Here is a 15,475-nt window from a genome sequence, read left to right as displayed (position 1 = left end):
CATGTGTCGATAGCGGCGTAAGGGGCAGGCATGCTATGCGTGCCCTGCCCAGGTTCACAATCGATGGCGTTCGACAACGATGTGCCGCTTGCGTCCCGCGACCTTCTTGGCTGCTTCAAACCCGCGCTCTTCCGTCGATGGTGCCTTGGCCGACTGGCTCTCAACCAATGTTGCGCTTGGGCTGGCCTCGCGCCCGCGGCGCCCACGAAGCAGCATCATCTCGACGTCGTGGATCGTTCGAAACGGAAACCTGTGCGCTAATCCCCAAAAACCAGCCATAGACTGGCTGCCATGCCTAGAGTGGATCGTCGACAATCGCCAGCCACATCCCGAACAAACAAGGTACCGAACAGCGTTGATCACCTCGCGAAATCCACCTCCCGCCGGCGGCCTTGATGCTCAGGCGCGGGAATCGACGGCTAGAGGCGATCCCATTAGTCGTTGGTAAGATCGCTCGGGCAGAGCTTCGTTCTCCTGGCAGTCGTGGCCAATCGCCCCCGGCTCTGCTGCGTCCACATGCAGAGCCCGAACCAGACACCTATGCGCCTGACAAGCCCTTCCGCAGATTTTCCATACAGCCTCTTAGATCACGCAAGAAACATGCTATCGTGGCCGTTCTTGAGGTGGATGGTGACGGAGTTCGAAATGATGGCGGGGGAAGGTGCCGGCATCTTGCCGATGCTGAAGCGTCTATATCTTTACGTTCCTTCTCGAAGAATTGGGCACGGTGCTGGCGTACTTTGCCTGATGGTGGTCGGGGCGTTTGCGGAACTTGTCGCGATCGGTGCGGTCGTTCCCTTTCTCGCCCTTATTGCCGACCCTAATTTCCTGGCTCGGCAACACTTGTTGTGGCGGGTGCTGAACCGGATTGGCGTCGCAAGTTATTCGGACGCCGTAGTCGTGCTGGCGAGCGTCTTCTGCGCACTAGCCATAATTTCTGCGTGCCTCAGGATTGCGCTGGCTTGGGCAAGTCAGAAATACGTGTTCTGCTTGGGGTATGACCTGGGCGTGGCATTGTACGAGCGGATGCTGTTTCAAAGCTACGAGTGGCATACGGCCAAGAACAGCAGCATGATCATCAGCGGCGTCAGCAAAGTGCAGATCGTTCTGAACCAGTCGATGCTGCCGGCTCTCCAGTGCGTCACATCGTTAACTGTGGCCACTTTCATCATGGCTGGCCTGATCTACATAGACCCTTTTATCGCGCTGGTGTCCTTCTCGCTATTCGGCGCGATCTACGTGAGCGTCTCCTATGCGAGCCGCAGACGACTCAAGGCCAACAGCAGGATCATCGCAAAGACGAGCACCGACCGCCTGAAAGTTATACAGGAAGGGCTGGGCGGCATAAGAGACGTGATCATTGACGAAGCACAACCAGTCTTTCTCGCGAAGTTCTCCAGTCTGGATTCCGAATTGCGCGACGCTCAGGCGACAAATGCACTAATCGCCGCGGTGCCCCGGTTCGTGATCGAAGGGGCTGGCATGGTTATAATTGCGCTGTTGGCCCTATACCTTAACCGACAGCCTGGCGGTCTCACGTCGGCCTTGCCGGTGCTCGGAGCCATCGCGCTAGGCGCGCAGCGCCTGCTGCCGCTCCTCCAGCAGATCTATCTTGGGTGGACCTCGATGCAGGGTAATAGCGTACTGCTGCACGACGTGCTTCAGTTGCTTGGCCGCCCTCTGCCTGTCGATCGCGAGCATAGCCGGAATGCGCCACCCTTGCCGTTCACAAAGCAGATCCGGTTTGACCAAGTTGCGTTCCGCTACGCATCGGCGCTGCCTCCGGTAATTGACAATCTCGATCTGGTCATTCCCAAAGGTTCGCGAGTGGGACTGGTCGGGAAAACGGGCAGCGGCAAGACGACCACTGTCGACCTGCTGATGGGCCTGCTCATGCCCACGGCAGGGTGTGTGACGATTGATGGCGTGCCCCTGAATGCCGACAATATCAGCCGCTGGTATAAGCAGATTGCGCATGTTCCCCAGAGCATCTACCTCTCCGATACGACAATAGTCGAAAACATTGCCTTCGGCGTGAAACGGCAATCAATCGATTTCGAACGTGCGAGAAGGGCCGCCGAACACGCCGATATCGCATCGTTCATCCTGCAGCAGCCGGACGGATTCGATACGGTGATCGGTGAGCGAGGCGTGCGGCTTTCGGGCGGGCAGCGCCAGCGGATCGGCATTGCGCGCGCGCTGTACAAGCAATCGTCGGTTCTGATCCTCGACGAAGCAACGAGCGCGCTGGACGATCAAACCGAATTGTCGATTATGAATTCGGTTGCCCGGCTGGGTGCCGATATCACCGTCATCATGATCGCGCATCGCACCAGCACGCTCCGGCAGTGCGACCTCGTCGTCGAACTCCGATCGGGCGCAATCGTACGGCGTGGCACTTACGAGGAAATGTTTCCAGAGACCGGACAAGCCGTTGTGGTGGCCGCCAGATCGTGATGTATCGCGTCGAATTCAAGTCAAAGATGCAGGCTCATCATAGCGTCCAACGTCTAGCGTCGCCACATATTATCTGTGGAGAAGATGACAATGCCGCAGACTCGCTCCTGCGATGTAACTATATTGGTTCCAACCTTCAATCGAGTGACGTATCTCAGCGAAAGTCTTGCGGCGCTTTTCTCTCAAACGGTGCAGCCGCGTCAGATCATTGTCATCGACGATGGCTCGACTGACGGAACCGGAGATTACGCCCGGTCACTCGGTTCGTCCATTCTTTACCTTAGGCAAGAAAACAGCGGAAAGTCTAAGGCGCTCAATCATGGTCTAGCCAGCGCCGTTGGCGAAATGATTTGGATTTTCGACGACGACGATCTTCCGTTATCGCGGTCCCTCGAATTGCTGGAACGCTCGCTGGTGTCTAATCCGACCGCCGGGTTTGTATTTGGGCGCTATGGACATTTCTGGGACGAAAACGGTATCCGTAAAATCAAGGAAGCTGCAGCGCCACCGTCTAGTTCGGAAACGCTGTTCGCCGACACAATGGTTCGGACCTATGTTCATCAGCCAGCCATGCTTGTGCGCAAGTCCTGTTACGACGCGCTCGGTGCGTTCGACGAGTCGCTGCCACGGAGTATGGATATAGACATGCTACTTCGCCTGGCCGCGAATTATTCGAGCGTCTACTTGCCGGAAGTGATCTTCCACCAGCGAAAGCATGATGGCATGCGAGGGCCGGCCCATGCTCAGGTCACAGCGGCCGATGTGGTCGCAAATTGGCGCAGATTCGGTCAGCGCATTTTTGCGAACGCTTATCACCGATACGGATTGCCGCTCTATCTTCAGCTGCCCACTTCCGCGGAACTGACCAGCCTGCAGCAGATCTCAGCGCTGCTTGCACGGGCCGCCGCCATGAGCGCGCGCGGGCTTTGGCAATTCGCGTACGATGACTTTGCCGAAGCGAGCCGGATGGCGGCCGGCCTCAAGCCGGGCGAATGCTATTCGCTGGACATGTCCCTGCTTCGTCACGCGATGCGAGCGCCGGGCGTGCTCTGGGACCTTCCGCAACGGCAAGCGTTGCGCCGTGCTATCCGCTCTGGCGGCAACCGTGTGTTCGAGCGCCGGGTTCGTGCAGCGTTGCTGGAGCCGCTCGGCGGCCATGTCCGTGAAGCCATCAGGAATGCACGACTGAGAATGCTTCTGAGGTGCACAAGCGCTTATTATACCTTCATGGACGATGATCTCTCCCTTGCTGTCCCGGTGTGCCGCCGACAATAGGCTCGGTGTCGCCGGCCAGGACACCTCTAGAGCGCTGGGAATTGCCTCACTACGTCCCGGGCGGCGTCAAGCGTGAGATGACCATAGTCAAAGTGGAAGGGACCGCCTCGGCTGTCGAACAGCCGGCATTCGCCCGACGAACACTCGACCTCGATTTCTGAGAAATAGCGCGCGCCGGTAGCGCGGACCAAACGAGCCATTTTGCGGTCGAGGTCGAAGGGACGCCTGATCCTCATGCGATCGACCATCGCCATGTCGCCCCTCATCAACGCCTGGGACAGGATGTGAGGAAACTGCCCATCGTACTCGACCGTCGGCCCGATCACCACGACGCCGACGTTGCGCGAACGGAGGATTCGAATTGTGCGAAGCAGAGCGGGCAAGTCCTTTGCGCGCCACTGTCCCGCAAGGACCGCTATATGAACGCGACTTTCGCGGGCAAAATCATTCAAAATACGGCTCATCAGTGCCGTGCAGCGCGCTCGACCGGCTGGCAGGATCGCGGGACGACAACCCGAGGCGGTTCCCTGCATGACATTATCTGAGGTATAGCGCAGCGCGAAGGCACGCCAATATTGGGCTGCATGGCTGTCTCCGACGATCAGAACATTTCGTCGACCCGGCCGTGCGCTCATGCATGTATTCCAGTCGAAAGTCTCGTCACCCTTCGCGACAAAACAGAGCCCGCGCCGGAACTGGTAGTGGTTGGTAGTTGAATAACGGTAGGTGAGAAATGAGGTGATATGCCGGATCTGTTCGGGCACTGGCTTTATCCGCGTCGCGTTGGCCGCCACTCCCAGAGTGAGTGCGACCATGACAAAGACCGCGCCACATCCAGCCACATTCGTCGCCCTTGCCGCACTTGCCTTGAAGCGCTGAATGAACGGGCGCTCAATCAGCAGATAGGACATCGTGGCGGCGAATAATGAGATGCCGATCAGAAGAGCGGTTTCAGGACGGGAGAGAGTTGGCCCAAACTGGAGGCGCCAGAAGGTGATGAGCGGCCAATGCCACAGATAGAGCGAATAGGAGACCCTACCGATCCAGCGCACGGGAGGCACGGACAGGAGCTTGGCCGCTATGGACAACTCGCCATAACCGATCACCAACGCCGTCCCTATACAGGGCAACAGGGCCCAGGGCGCGGGGAACGCGATCCCGGGCCTGATGGCGAATATGCCGGTAGATATCAGCGCCAGACCGGCCAGAGCCAATCCACTTTGCTCAAACGGGGAGCGGGCTTTTGGGAGAGCGTTCAGCGCTACTAGGCCGCCAATGCCCAGTTCCCAGGCGCGGCTCGGCAAAAGATAAAAGGCGGATTCTGGTTGCCGGTACGCAAGGACGAGCGACAGAGCGAAAGACAGCACGACGATCACTGCCAGCACCGCGACAAGCCGGCTTGGCCATAACTTGTTAAGTACCAGCAAGATTAACGGATAGAGGATATAGAATTGTTCTTCGACGCCGAGTGACCATGTATGCAGTAATGGCTTGACGAGCGCTGAGCTGTCGAAGTAGTCGATAAGGTTCCAAAAATAAATGTTCGATACGAAGCCAGCGGTCGCGGCGGAGCTTTGCGCTATGGTGCGGAACTCGGCCGGCGTAAGCAATGCGATTGCTGCTGCGTTGACCATCAGAATCATGAGGAGTAAGGCGGGCAATATGCGAACTATTCTCCGCTTGTAGAACTGTATTAAAAAAAAGGACCCTTCGTTGATTGCCCGCTGAATGATGGACGTAATTAAAAATCCGGAGATTACGAAAAATACATCGACGCCAACGAAACCGCCGGGAACTTGGCGAACGCCTGCATGTGCGAGAACGATGGGCAGCACTGCGACAGTGCGAAGGCCATCAATGTCCGCACGGTAGCGTATGGCCGTCCCCTTTTCGAATCAGGATGCTGATCCGTCGATCCGCATGACACAACCATGCACACGAATGGCGCAGCTAAATCAAGCCTGAAGGCCAAGACCAAGTTTCGCAACTAACAAGTCCTCTGCTTGACACGCCGGAATGCGCCCGAGCATATGTTTGGCATGGGAGCAATGGTTCACAAATCGGTGTGGCGGCCGCACGCAATTGCCCTTGCGGCAGCGGCGCTCGCCTGTTTACTCCATCTTGTTTGTTCGCCGGCTCTGACCGTAATGACCGATGAGCTATTTCATCTTCTCGCCGCGCGATCCTGGGTGCATCTCGGCACCTTCGATATCGCCGAGGGTACTTATCAACGCGGCAAGGTTTATACGCTGCTCGTTGGCGGCCTGATGAAACTGACCGGGAGCGACAGCCTTGGCGTTGCCAGATTGCCCGCTATGGCGGCCAACGCGGCTCTGGCAGGGGCGTTCACTTATTGGGCGTATCACAAGGCCGGCGCGGTCGCGGCCTGCTCCGCTGCTTTCTTATGGATTTTCAATGAGTGGGCGCTCCGGAACTCTGCTTTCGCTCGTTTCTATACCATGCAGGCGCTGTTCGTCTGGATCGGCGCAATGTTCCTGTTTCGTTCGGTGGCGAGCCGATCGCCCGCGGTCATGCTTGCGGCCACGATCATGTCATTGTTATCTTTTCTCGTCGCGCTAGCTTTTCAGCCTACCACGGTCTTCCTTATCACAGCGGTCATGATCTGGCTCGTTCTGGAAGCCGAGCTGTCGGGCACATTGCGGTTATGGCGCGATCACAAGCGGTGGCTGCTTGTGCTCCCGGTGATCGTCGCGCTGGCCGGGTATTTCGTTCGACCCTATGCGTCCGGCTTCTTCCAGGCGCCACAGTTTGAAGCGGACCGGATGAGTGCGCCCTTCTACTACGCTCGGTGTTTTCTCGCGTCTATGCCGTTGCTCACGCTCGCCTTTCCTGTCGCAGTCCTGCTGGCTTGGCGCCGGGACGCCCGGCTAACCCGCGGCATGCTAGTGTTACTGGTCGTTCCCCTCGCCATTCACTCGGTCGCGGCGCGCAAAGAAGAACGGTACATTCTTTATCTGGCGCCGTTCTTCCTCGGCATCTGGGCACTCGCTATTGGGATCGCGGTTCAGCGTCTGCAAAGAATCCCTGCAATCCTATCTTGGCGCCGCGCCGGGGTGACCACAGGCGCGCTGACAGTGGCGGTGCTAGCTGGAATCATGCTGCTGGACCGAGGCTATCGCGGAACTGTGCGCCTTTTCGCAATCGAAGGAATTCAGGCGGCACGTCAGCCCGCAAGAGTGACAAGGGAGATCGACGATCCGCCTTGGTCCGCCGACTTAGCGCAATTGCGCAAGCTCGCCGCCGAATACCCTACGCTACTCACCGCGCAGGACACGGAGGCGGTCTATCGTTTCGGACGATATGATTATCTGATCAACCGCTCAAGGATCGACGAGATATTTCCTGCCGTCGAATTCGCCAAGGATTTCCGGACTGGCCGGCCGGTGCTTTTCTCACCCGACGGGGTCGCTCGCGTGATCGCCTGCCATGAAAAAGGGCTGATCGTCTCACCGGACAGGCGCTGGCGATCGGCGGCTTGGATACCGGCCGATACGGCTGATCGCATCGAGCGGATTGCCACTAGAATACCATCTTCAGTGCCAGGGTTCCACCTGTTCACATGGTCGAATACCGGGCCCCTACCGCCATGTCCAGCCTCGCCAGCGCCGGAGAGCTGACGATGGCTCCGTCCGCTCCGCGCATCACGGTTTCGGAAGCAGGCACTGCGTCTGGTCCAAAGGAAGATCTCGACTGGATCAGCGGCGCCATGCTAGCTTTGCCACAGTGATGAAGGGGCGGGCTGAGTTGAAGCTGTTGCGGGCTAGCGCCACGATTCTGCTTCTCGGAGCCGTGTTCTATTACTCCGGCCTGTTCAACACGGCCGGGCGTCGCACACTAGCCGAGACGTTGGCGGGAACACGCATCGAGTTCATATTTGCGGCGATCGCCATGAACGGATTGCTCGATCTAGTCAGCGCCTTTAAATGGCGCATCCTGTCGCGAGCGTTAGGGCTGCGGGGAAGCACATGGGAGCTATTCGAGATTTACTTGAGTGCCCGCTTCTTCAATCTGGTGCTGCCAAGCAATATCGGTGGAGATGTCTTGCGCGTGGGCCTGCAGGCGCGAATCAGCGGCAACACAGCGTCAGCCGCGGCGAGCGTGCTTGTCGACCGGCTCACGGGGCTTATTACCCTGGTGGCGTTCGCATTGGTGGCGACATTGCTGACCCTGCGATCCGTCAACCAGCCGCTGGTGACGGAGGCGATCATCGTCACCGTAGCGGGGCTGGGCCTCGTATTGTGGATGATTCTGGACCAACGGCCTTTCGAGTTCATACGGGCGCGGCTAACCCAACGTTTTCCCCGTCTCGACAAGCTTTTCACCCGAATGGAGAAGGTTCGCGGGGGCATTACGCTCTACCGTAGCAGGTGGGCACATTTGCTGTTAGCGTTTTTGGTGTCCAGCGTCTTCTACCTCGCCGCAGGTGTTGGTTTTTGGGTTAACATCGTCGCATTTGACCCGACGATCCCGCTTCTTTCAGTCTTGATTGCATGCCCACTGATGATGACGATCATGAATCTTCCGCTGAGCATCGGCAATATTGGGATCGAGGAATTTGCCTATACGGCTGTGCTCACCAGTTTTGGCGTTCCACCAGCCGTCGCATTCTCAGCGGCGCTGCTTCACCGATTGAAGACATTCCTCGCGGCTGGAGTCGGTGGTCTTCTCTATAACTGGGTCGAATCCCGGAAGCTCGGCATGGGAAGGTAGTCTGAGCTGCCACATATAGGAGGCAATGCTTTCGACGATAGGCGTTTCAAGTGACCCTTCGCTCTTTGCATCAAGTTGAAAGTCTGGCTACCTTGACAGCCGATCGGGAAGTGGAGGATCTATGTATACTCCAGCGATGACGAAAGTACCCCGCATGTCGCTTCCGCTGTCTGTGGTCGTGCCGCTCTACAACGAAGAAGACAATGTTCTTCTGCTTTATAACGCAGTCAGCGATGCGCTGGCTCCGATCGGGATCGATTATGAGCTCCTGCTCGTCGACGATGGAAGCCACGACGCTACGTGTGCCGTTGCTATCGCGTTGGTCGGGCACGACCGCCACGTCCGCGTTCTCAAGTTTCGCCGCAACTACGGACAGACCGCCGCGATGGCGGCGGGCATAGAGGCCGCACGCGGCGAGGTAATCGTCACAATGGATGGCGACCTTCAGAACGATCCTGCCGACATCCCGCGGCTCCTTACGCTTATCAATCAGGGCTACGACATTGCAGTCGGCTGGCGAAAACAGCGCGAGGACGAGATCGCGCGCGTTCTGATTTCAAAGATTGCGAATGCGATCATGGCACGCATCATGGGCGTCAGAATCAGGGATAGTGGCTGTTCGCTAAAGGCCTTCCGTGCGCCGCTCATACAGAATTTGCCGATGTATGGCGAGATGCACCGGTTCATCCCTGCACTCTCGCAGCTCGCCGGCGCGCGGCTTATTCAGATCGAGGTAAATCATAGACCTCGCCAGTTTGGCGTATCGAAATACGGCTTCTCCCGCATCTACAAGGTCATGCTCGACATTGTATCAATTCGGGCGCTGCTGAGTTACGCTCGGCGGCCTATGCGATGGCTCCGCTTGCCTATCCTGCTGTCACTGCTGACTGGATTATTGTTTTTCGTTATAAGCATGGCGAATGAGGCTCATAATTCGCTCATCCTGATAGGCATCGCATTCTGCTTCGTGTCACTCGCCGCCTTTCTTTTCGCGTGGGGCCTGATTGGCCAGTCGCTGACGATTATGGATCGACAGATGGCACGTTATGCGACGCTCGCGTCCACCATGTCGACGCGACTAGAAGCTCATCTTGATCAGGAAGCCGGGACATGAAACTGCCAGTAGATCAGCGGCCAATCACGGCGTTGTCGGTCTTGATTCCGGTAGCGAAGCGCTTCGATTCGCCGCCAAATGTGTGGCGAGCTTATCACGATGCGCTGACGAGCATCGGCCTGACGCTTGAGTTCATTTACGTTTTGGATGGGCCCAATCCACATTTCGACCGGGAGTTCGAACAAATTGAGAGTTCCCGGGATGATGTGCAAGTCATCCGCCTAGCACGCCGATTTGGAGAGGCGGCCTGTCTGACGGAAGCGGTGCGACATGCAAGCGGCAATGGGCTGATAATCCTGCCGCCCTATCTCCAGATTGCGCCGGGAGCACTGCCGGTCCTTATTGACCGGCTAGCGACAGCCGACGTCGTGACGGTATCGCGGGATCGGTGCGAAGACAATATTGTCAATCGCATGCGAGGCTGGGTCTTTGAATGGCTCGCAGGCATCGCTGGTTCGCGCTACACCGACCCCGGTTGCATTGTCCGGGCGGTGCGGCCCGCCGTATTCAGCGAACTGGTGCTGCAAGAGGAGCAGTACCAGTTCCTGCCGCTGCTGGCCGAACGCCAGGGCTTTTTGGTCGAAGAAGTGCAACTTCCGCAAGCCGAGGATGATCGACGGTTAAGGACGCACAGCGTCGGCAGCCACTTGGGAGGTGTGCTTGATGTCATCGTCGTTGGCTTCCTCGTGGCCTTTTTTCAGAAGCCATTCCGGTTCTTCGGTTCCATTGGGGCAGGGCTGTTCATTCTCGGATTGATGATCTGCTCGGCGCTTCTGTTCGAGAAGCTAGTTCACGGAGTTTTCCTCGCCGATCGTCCGATGTTGCTCTTAGGCGTCGTGATGCTCGTTCTAGGTGTGCAGATTGCGGCGGTTGGCTTGATCGCTGAAATTGTGATCTTCACCAGAACGCGTGCGCCGTCCACCTACAAGATTGAGAAGCTGGTGCTTCAAGACGGGATGCAAACTGATGCGTTTATCGCGGTAGCGGGCGATGGTCAGCCGTAAGAGTTGTCGAATGGACTTATCGCCAAACTTAGTAGAACGGGATGATCGATCATCGTTTTCGACCTTGACTGTTGATGAACTCTTCTTAATGAGCTTTTCGCCGGTCCGGCAGCAGCAGTCTTGACAACCATAGCGCCGCAATTCTCGACCGTCTTCTTCATCCACTTCTTGATCCCGCCTGGTCGGTGGCCCTGCGCAGTCGTGCTAGCTCGACCGTTCCGTTCGAAGCACCTAGGCGCCTCCAAAACCTCGGCGTACGTTCGGCTTAGCGGATAACTTGCAGCGCCTTTTGATCACCTCGCCACCCCCACACTCGACCTGCTGGGCCAGCTCGGGCTGGACGGCATGGCAAAGGCCTTTGCTGATCTGGCAGCCAACGACGAGACCACCAGCCTAAGCCACGCCGAATGGCTGGCATTGCTCCTCGACCATGAGGCGACATACCGAAACGATCGGCGCCTCGCCTTGCGCCTGCGATACGCCAAACTGCGCCACCGTGCCACTCCTGAGGACATCGACCACCGGGCTCCCTCCTCGTGGCCTTGAACGCCGGCTGCTCGACATGCTGCTCAAAGGTGACTGGATCGCCCGTCACGAAAACTGTGCCATCATCGGGCCAACCGGCATCGGCAAGAGCTGGCTCGCGTGCGCGATTGGTCGTATCCGGTGTCTGGCTGGCACGCCGTGCAGGAGGCTCTCCGCGAGGAAGCGGAGCGCGGCGTAATGGCGCCGGCGACGATACGCGCGGTGCTGACGTCGTGCGGGTGGTCCGGTGATGATCCTGGGCAACTCGGGCGCGCATACCCTCGGAACTGATGGGGTCGCAACGGTGCGCCTGGCTGATAGCTCGGTCGGCTACCTCGCGGGACAGCTTGCCTCGGGTGATGTGCCTTTCGATCGGCAGGTGCAGCCGAACAGTCTCCTAACGCGCGCGCCTGCCGGCGAGGTCGAGTGCTCGGGGTGGCAAGCCTGGGTAACGGGCCGGCGCCGCGCCCTCGGCGGGAGGGGCTGACCATGTGCAGCCTACCGCTCGCCGCTGCTGGCCTGGCCATCGCCGGCTCACTTTCACGCGGTCTTGCTGCGAATGCTCAGGCTCGCTTCAAAGCTAAGATTGCCGACCGCAACGCGTCGATAGAGCGTGAGGCGGCGCAACAGACGCTTCAGAACGGGTGTGAGGCGAACCTCGATCATTACCGCAAGCTAGGGCAGCTCAAAGGCGCGCAGTGGGCGCGTGCCGCTGCTGGTGGCTTGTCTGTCGATATGGGAACGGCACAGTGGGTGCAGGACGACACGGAAATGCTGGAACGTGAGAACGCCCAGCGCATCTACCAGCAGACGCTGCAGGACGTCCGCGGGCACGACATCCAAGCGTCCAACTTCGCGGGGGAAGCCAACGCTCAGCCCAGCGCCGGCACAATGGCGCTGGTGAAAGCCGGGTTCGATGTTGGCAGATCATTGCTCGCAGCGGCAGACCAGCACAAAAAGATGAAGTCTGGCACGCAAACGTACGAGCGCGGTACGAAGGGATCTATTGATCCCGACTATGCCTCACTTCTCCGACTTTGATCGGCTGCGTGGCATCGCTCGCGAGATGCGGAGGGTGAGCCAAGAGCCGACAATCCCCGATGCTTCGGGTGTGACAGGTCGGCGAAGATCTACCCCGACAAGCAGACCAAGGCGGCGTTGTGGCTTCTGGCGAGTCCGCATTGGCGGCAAGCTCTTGAGTAGGAGTGACCATGCTGCCGGTTCCGGACGGGGCCAGCCAAGGCACTGGAAGACTGGCGGCATCCGGAACCGACGCCAACTACGTAAGCAACATGTGTTGCGATTCGGTGAAGGCGCTCACAGCCTTTCAAGATAATGCTGCACTTCGCTCGCCAAGCTCGCTATTCTTTGTAGGCGTAGTTCGGAAACTTGGAAGATTGCAGTCGCGTCACGACCGTCGCCCGGGAGATCTTTAGCTCGCGCGCTGCGTAAGCGCCGCTCTCGTACACGACGCTGTCGATCACAACTGGTCGCCTGATGTCGCGACGCTTATCGACGAGCGGCCCTTCATCTTCGTAAAACCAGCCCTCAACGCCGCGCTCTATCTGCCGCTTAACGCGGTTTACGGTTATGTCTGACGCCATGGCCGCGGCTCTCAACGTAAGGTATCGCACGCCATTAATCACGACAGGCCGGCCATCCTTTCGGAAGCGTGTGACGGGCTGATCTGTCTCCACCTCTTCGACGAAGTAGCCGGGCTCCTTGCGCCGCAAACGTGCTCGGACCGTTACAGCTGTGATACCCAGTTCCCTCGAAGCCTCCCTGATCGACGCGAAGGTTCGTCCCTCGGCATGCACGACACGGGGAACATAGGAGGAGCCGGTGAGGTCAGGCGGCAGGCCGGCGGAAGGTGCAAAAGAATCGGTCATCGTGAGCCCTCATCTGCAATCACCCTGTGTGAGCGCCGCGGCGGGTGTGTGTAATTCCTCAGCGGCCTGCCAGCGCGGACTTCGGCGCACGCTCACTATCGAACAGGTGATCCGCCGTCTCGACCAGTGTGTTGGTGGTCTCGATGTCCACCAGCAGCAAGGTCAGCGTCTTGATGTCGTGACAGCCGAGAGAGTTCCTTGCGAAGCGCTCGAAGACGATGCAGCTCTCGGACGGCAATCATTTCCGCCATGCGCCTGAGCCTGTCACGCTCGCGCCCATTGGCAATTGAACGATCGCCATAGCAGGTGGTTTTGTCAGTATGATACACGATCAATCCCTGGAGCCTACGGACAATGATCGCGACCCTTTTTCGATGAGATTACCATGCCGTGTCGCTGGCGCAATACCCGCAAGCGCCTCGGACTATTCGGCAGGTGCGCTCAGTGATGAAGAACGCGGCGCGCCGCGTCTGCGGCCGTGCAGAATACCGCTTTGATGAACGTTTCTTAACGCTAGATGGTTAGCGCAAGTGCTCGTTTTCTTAAATGAGATTTACAGCTCGTTAAAGCTTTGCCCCCATCGTGAACTTGCCCCGGCAGACCCCCCGAACTCCTGAAGCCGAGGCGGTACCCGAATGGAGGTCGCAGATTCGCCTGGGTCTGCGGCCTTCATCAACCGGAAGGTTTCCATGAAATTCTTTCCTAAAACTATTGCCGTACTCAGTGGCCACGAGCCTGCGCGGGGCGGGTACGAGGGGCGCAGGCTGTGTTCTGCAGCGCCTTCCATTTGGAAGTGCTGCGCTGGTGAGCGCGCATGAATTACTCAGAAGCTGCCTACTTCGACGGTTTTGCGGTTGCTCATATTGCTGTTTGGCAAGAGCATCAGCGCATCCTTGCCATTGCAAAGGTTTGCCGTGCAAGGGGGCGTGAGCGTGTGCGCGCGCAGGCCCAAGAAGTGGGTGTCGCTGCTCGGAGAAACAGAGCTGCCGCAGTAGCGGATCCTGAGCGTGCGCGTCCTGCACCAGTTCTTCTCAGGTCGGTGTGCTGAGCTCTTTACCAGGCTCTAGCGAGCGCCCAATCGAGCCCAGGTGAACGCGGCAGGCCGGTACTCAGGGGGGAGCTATCCTGCCTTCCCCTCTGTCTAAGACCACACGAGAACTTGCCTCGTCCGCATGCCGCACCAGTCACCATGAAACTGGCGCATGCCCATCGACCGTTAAGGAAAACGGCAGGCGCAAGCGCTACGAAACGCAATGCGCACCGTTCTGCTCCTCAAGCTGCTCTGTTGGACACTCATCCTTTCCGGGCCGATTTTAGCAGTCGTGGGGTTTATGAATCCGGATCAATCGTTCTACGTGCGTGCGACCGCAACAGTGGGCGTTTGGCTGTTTCTGTTAGGCTCTGGCGCGCTGACACAAATGGCTTGGCGCAGACTTCCCCGCTCCAAAGGGCGCAGCAACGTGGACGATGGAACTGGACGTTAGCTAAGTCGTTAAATACATGGAGCCATTAGAGGCGCACGCTGGGAAACAGCGGCGAGAGAGGTCGCAACATGAAAGCTGTTCTCCCGACGACAAAATTAGGTGTGATCGTAGCTGCCTCCGCCGGATTGTGGGCAGTAGCGCTAGGCGGCACGCTTGCGCTGGCGTCGCTGATAGGCGTTGTCCATCTTTGAACATCCTGTCGGCGCCCATTTGCACGAGCTCGAGGCTGGTGATGAGCTCGTAGCGGAGCGTCGATATGGCTCACTAGACGCAAGATCCAGCAGCAGCTTACCAATCGGATCGGCCGAACGTTCGGGGTCGATCATCGAGTAAGCTGTACGGGTCGTGTGCGACCTGGTTCCCCCTCTCATCGTAGTCGCACGCCAAGTCGAGAAATTGCCTTGCATCGGGATCGCCAACCATCCGCGCCAAGCGTCGACACCGGTCTGCCTCGCCATGAAGTAGTGCGGCTTTAGCGGCTGACATCGGGCTTTCCTCGAAGCACCTTGATGTCCGTCGATGCCGCCAAGCTGCGATCGTTTGTAAGCGGTCTTTTTAAGGCACGGCGATCCAAGGCATGAGCTCAGCGAGGCGGTTTGCTGGGTGTCCGTTGGCGAGAGCGACGAGGGTTCTGGTGAGCCAGTCGTGCGGGTTGATGCCGGAGAGCTTGCAGTTCTCGATGAGGGTGGCGATCACAGCCCAGTTGTCGCCACCTTCGTCTGATCCGGCAAAGAGGGTGTTCTTGCGGTTCAAAGCGAGAGGTTGGATCGAACTTGCCCGCGGACATAACCGAGACGCTCGAGCGAGTGCCGGCCCGCCACAAGGTGATCCAGACAGGGCGGGAAAAAGTATCCTGCCGCCGCTGCGCCAAGATCAGCCAGCCTCCGGCACCGTTCCCCGTAACCCCGCGCGGGATGTTCGGCCCGCACTTCCTGGCAAACCTCGCCTTCCAGAAATACGGGCTGCACCAGCCACTCAACAGCCAGCGTGATCGCC

Annotated in this window: 13 protein-coding genes and 2 pseudogenes; 10 read left to right on the top strand and 5 right to left on the bottom strand. The window is 58.5% G+C overall.

Annotated elements, in window-relative coordinates; translation table 11 throughout:
• Nucleotides 1-54 precede the first annotated feature (54 nt).
• A complete protein-coding gene (locus GV044_RS15450) occupies nucleotides 55-279 on the bottom strand; it encodes a hypothetical protein (protein ID WP_159872490.1) in 225 nt (74 codons plus the stop codon).
• 351 nt (nucleotides 280-630) lie between these two features.
• On the opposite strand from GV044_RS15450, the gene GV044_RS15445 reads away from it, so the two are divergent.
• Together GV044_RS15445 and GV044_RS15440 are read left to right on the top strand one after the other, a co-directional pair.
• Nucleotides 631-2,457: an ABC transporter ATP-binding protein gene (locus GV044_RS15445; RefSeq protein ID WP_159872488.1), complete on the top strand. Its 1,827-nt coding sequence runs from the start codon at nucleotides 631-633 to the stop codon at nucleotides 2,455-2,457.
• A gap of 84 nt (nucleotides 2,458-2,541) precedes the next feature.
• Nucleotides 2,542-3,732 (top strand): glycosyltransferase, encoded by a 1,191-nt coding sequence (locus tag GV044_RS15440; protein ID WP_236555019.1) that lies wholly within the window; start codon nucleotides 2,542-2,544, stop codon nucleotides 3,730-3,732.
• A 26-nt stretch (nucleotides 3,733-3,758) separates the two neighbouring features.
• Here the strand turns inward: GV044_RS15440 and GV044_RS15435 are convergent, their stop codons facing one another.
• On the bottom strand, nucleotides 3,759-5,591 hold the full coding sequence (locus tag GV044_RS15435) for an acyltransferase family protein (protein WP_256377282.1): 1,833 nt from the start codon (nucleotides 5,589-5,591) through the stop codon (nucleotides 3,759-3,761).
• Between the two features lie 180 nt (nucleotides 5,592-5,771).
• Here GV044_RS15435 and GV044_RS15430 point away from each other — a divergent pair, with 180 nt between their 5' ends.
• The 7 genes from GV044_RS15430 (at nucleotide 5,772) to GV044_RS15405 (ending at nucleotide 12,147) form a co-directional block, all read left to right on the top strand.
• The gene (locus tag GV044_RS15430; RefSeq protein WP_159872482.1) at nucleotides 5,772-7,370 is read left to right on the top strand and encodes a hypothetical protein; all 1,599 of its coding nucleotides are present in this window, start codon (nucleotides 5,772-5,774) and stop codon (nucleotides 7,368-7,370) included.
• A 109-nt stretch (nucleotides 7,371-7,479) separates the two neighbouring features.
• On the top strand, nucleotides 7,480-8,463 hold the full coding sequence (locus GV044_RS15425) for a lysylphosphatidylglycerol synthase transmembrane domain-containing protein (protein WP_159872480.1): 984 nt from the start codon (nucleotides 7,480-7,482) through the stop codon (nucleotides 8,461-8,463).
• Nucleotides 8,464-8,617: 154 nt separating this feature from the next.
• Nucleotides 8,618-9,577, top strand: coding sequence for a glycosyltransferase family 2 protein (locus GV044_RS15420; protein ID WP_159872478.1), 960 nt, complete (start codon nucleotides 8,618-8,620; stop codon nucleotides 9,575-9,577).
• Nucleotides 9,574-10,581 (top strand): glycosyltransferase, encoded by a 1,008-nt coding sequence (locus tag GV044_RS15415; RefSeq protein ID WP_159872476.1) that lies wholly within the window; start codon nucleotides 9,574-9,576, stop codon nucleotides 10,579-10,581. The genes GV044_RS15420 and GV044_RS15415 overlap by 4 nt, the downstream gene beginning before the upstream one ends.
• Nucleotides 10,582-10,926: 345 nt before the next feature.
• Complete coding sequence (locus GV044_RS22645) at nucleotides 10,927-11,127, top strand: ATP-binding protein (RefSeq protein ID WP_305778437.1); 201 nt, start codon at nucleotides 10,927-10,929, stop codon at nucleotides 11,125-11,127.
• 16 nt (nucleotides 11,128-11,143) lie between these two features.
• Nucleotides 11,144-11,305: an ATP-binding protein gene (locus GV044_RS22815; RefSeq protein ID WP_371741634.1), complete on the top strand. Its 162-nt coding sequence runs from the start codon at nucleotides 11,144-11,146 to the stop codon at nucleotides 11,303-11,305.
• 290 nt (nucleotides 11,306-11,595) lie between these two features.
• Nucleotides 11,596-12,147: a hypothetical protein gene (locus GV044_RS15405; RefSeq protein WP_201299127.1), complete on the top strand. Its 552-nt coding sequence runs from the start codon at nucleotides 11,596-11,598 to the stop codon at nucleotides 12,145-12,147.
• A 320-nt stretch (nucleotides 12,148-12,467) separates the two neighbouring features.
• Here the strand turns inward: GV044_RS15405 and GV044_RS15400 are convergent, their stop codons facing one another.
• The 3 genes and pseudogenes from GV044_RS15400 to GV044_RS15390 all read right to left on the bottom strand — a co-directional run.
• Nucleotides 12,468-12,995 (bottom strand): NUMOD1 domain-containing DNA-binding protein, encoded by a 528-nt coding sequence (locus tag GV044_RS15400; RefSeq protein ID WP_159872474.1) that lies wholly within the window; start codon nucleotides 12,993-12,995, stop codon nucleotides 12,468-12,470.
• 58 nt (nucleotides 12,996-13,053) lie between these two features.
• Nucleotides 13,054-13,233 (bottom strand): hypothetical protein, encoded by a 180-nt coding sequence (locus tag GV044_RS15395; protein ID WP_159872472.1) that lies wholly within the window; start codon nucleotides 13,231-13,233, stop codon nucleotides 13,054-13,056.
• Nucleotides 13,234-15,034: 1,801 nt separating this feature from the next.
• Nucleotides 15,035-15,250, bottom strand: a pseudogene (locus GV044_RS15390) (transposase domain-containing protein); the annotation flags it as partial.
• On the opposite strand from GV044_RS15390, the pseudogene GV044_RS15385 reads away from it, so the two are divergent.
• A pseudogene (locus GV044_RS15385) lies at nucleotides 15,223-15,475 on the top strand (IS66 family transposase zinc-finger binding domain-containing protein); the annotation flags it as partial. The pseudogenes GV044_RS15390 and GV044_RS15385 overlap by 28 nt on opposite strands.

Origin of the sequence: Novosphingobium sp. 9U (genome assembly GCF_902506425.1) — a bacterium.
Lineage (GTDB): Bacteria > Pseudomonadota > Alphaproteobacteria > Sphingomonadales > Sphingomonadaceae > Novosphingobium.
This window is presented reverse-complemented; position numbering and strand designations above follow the sequence as displayed.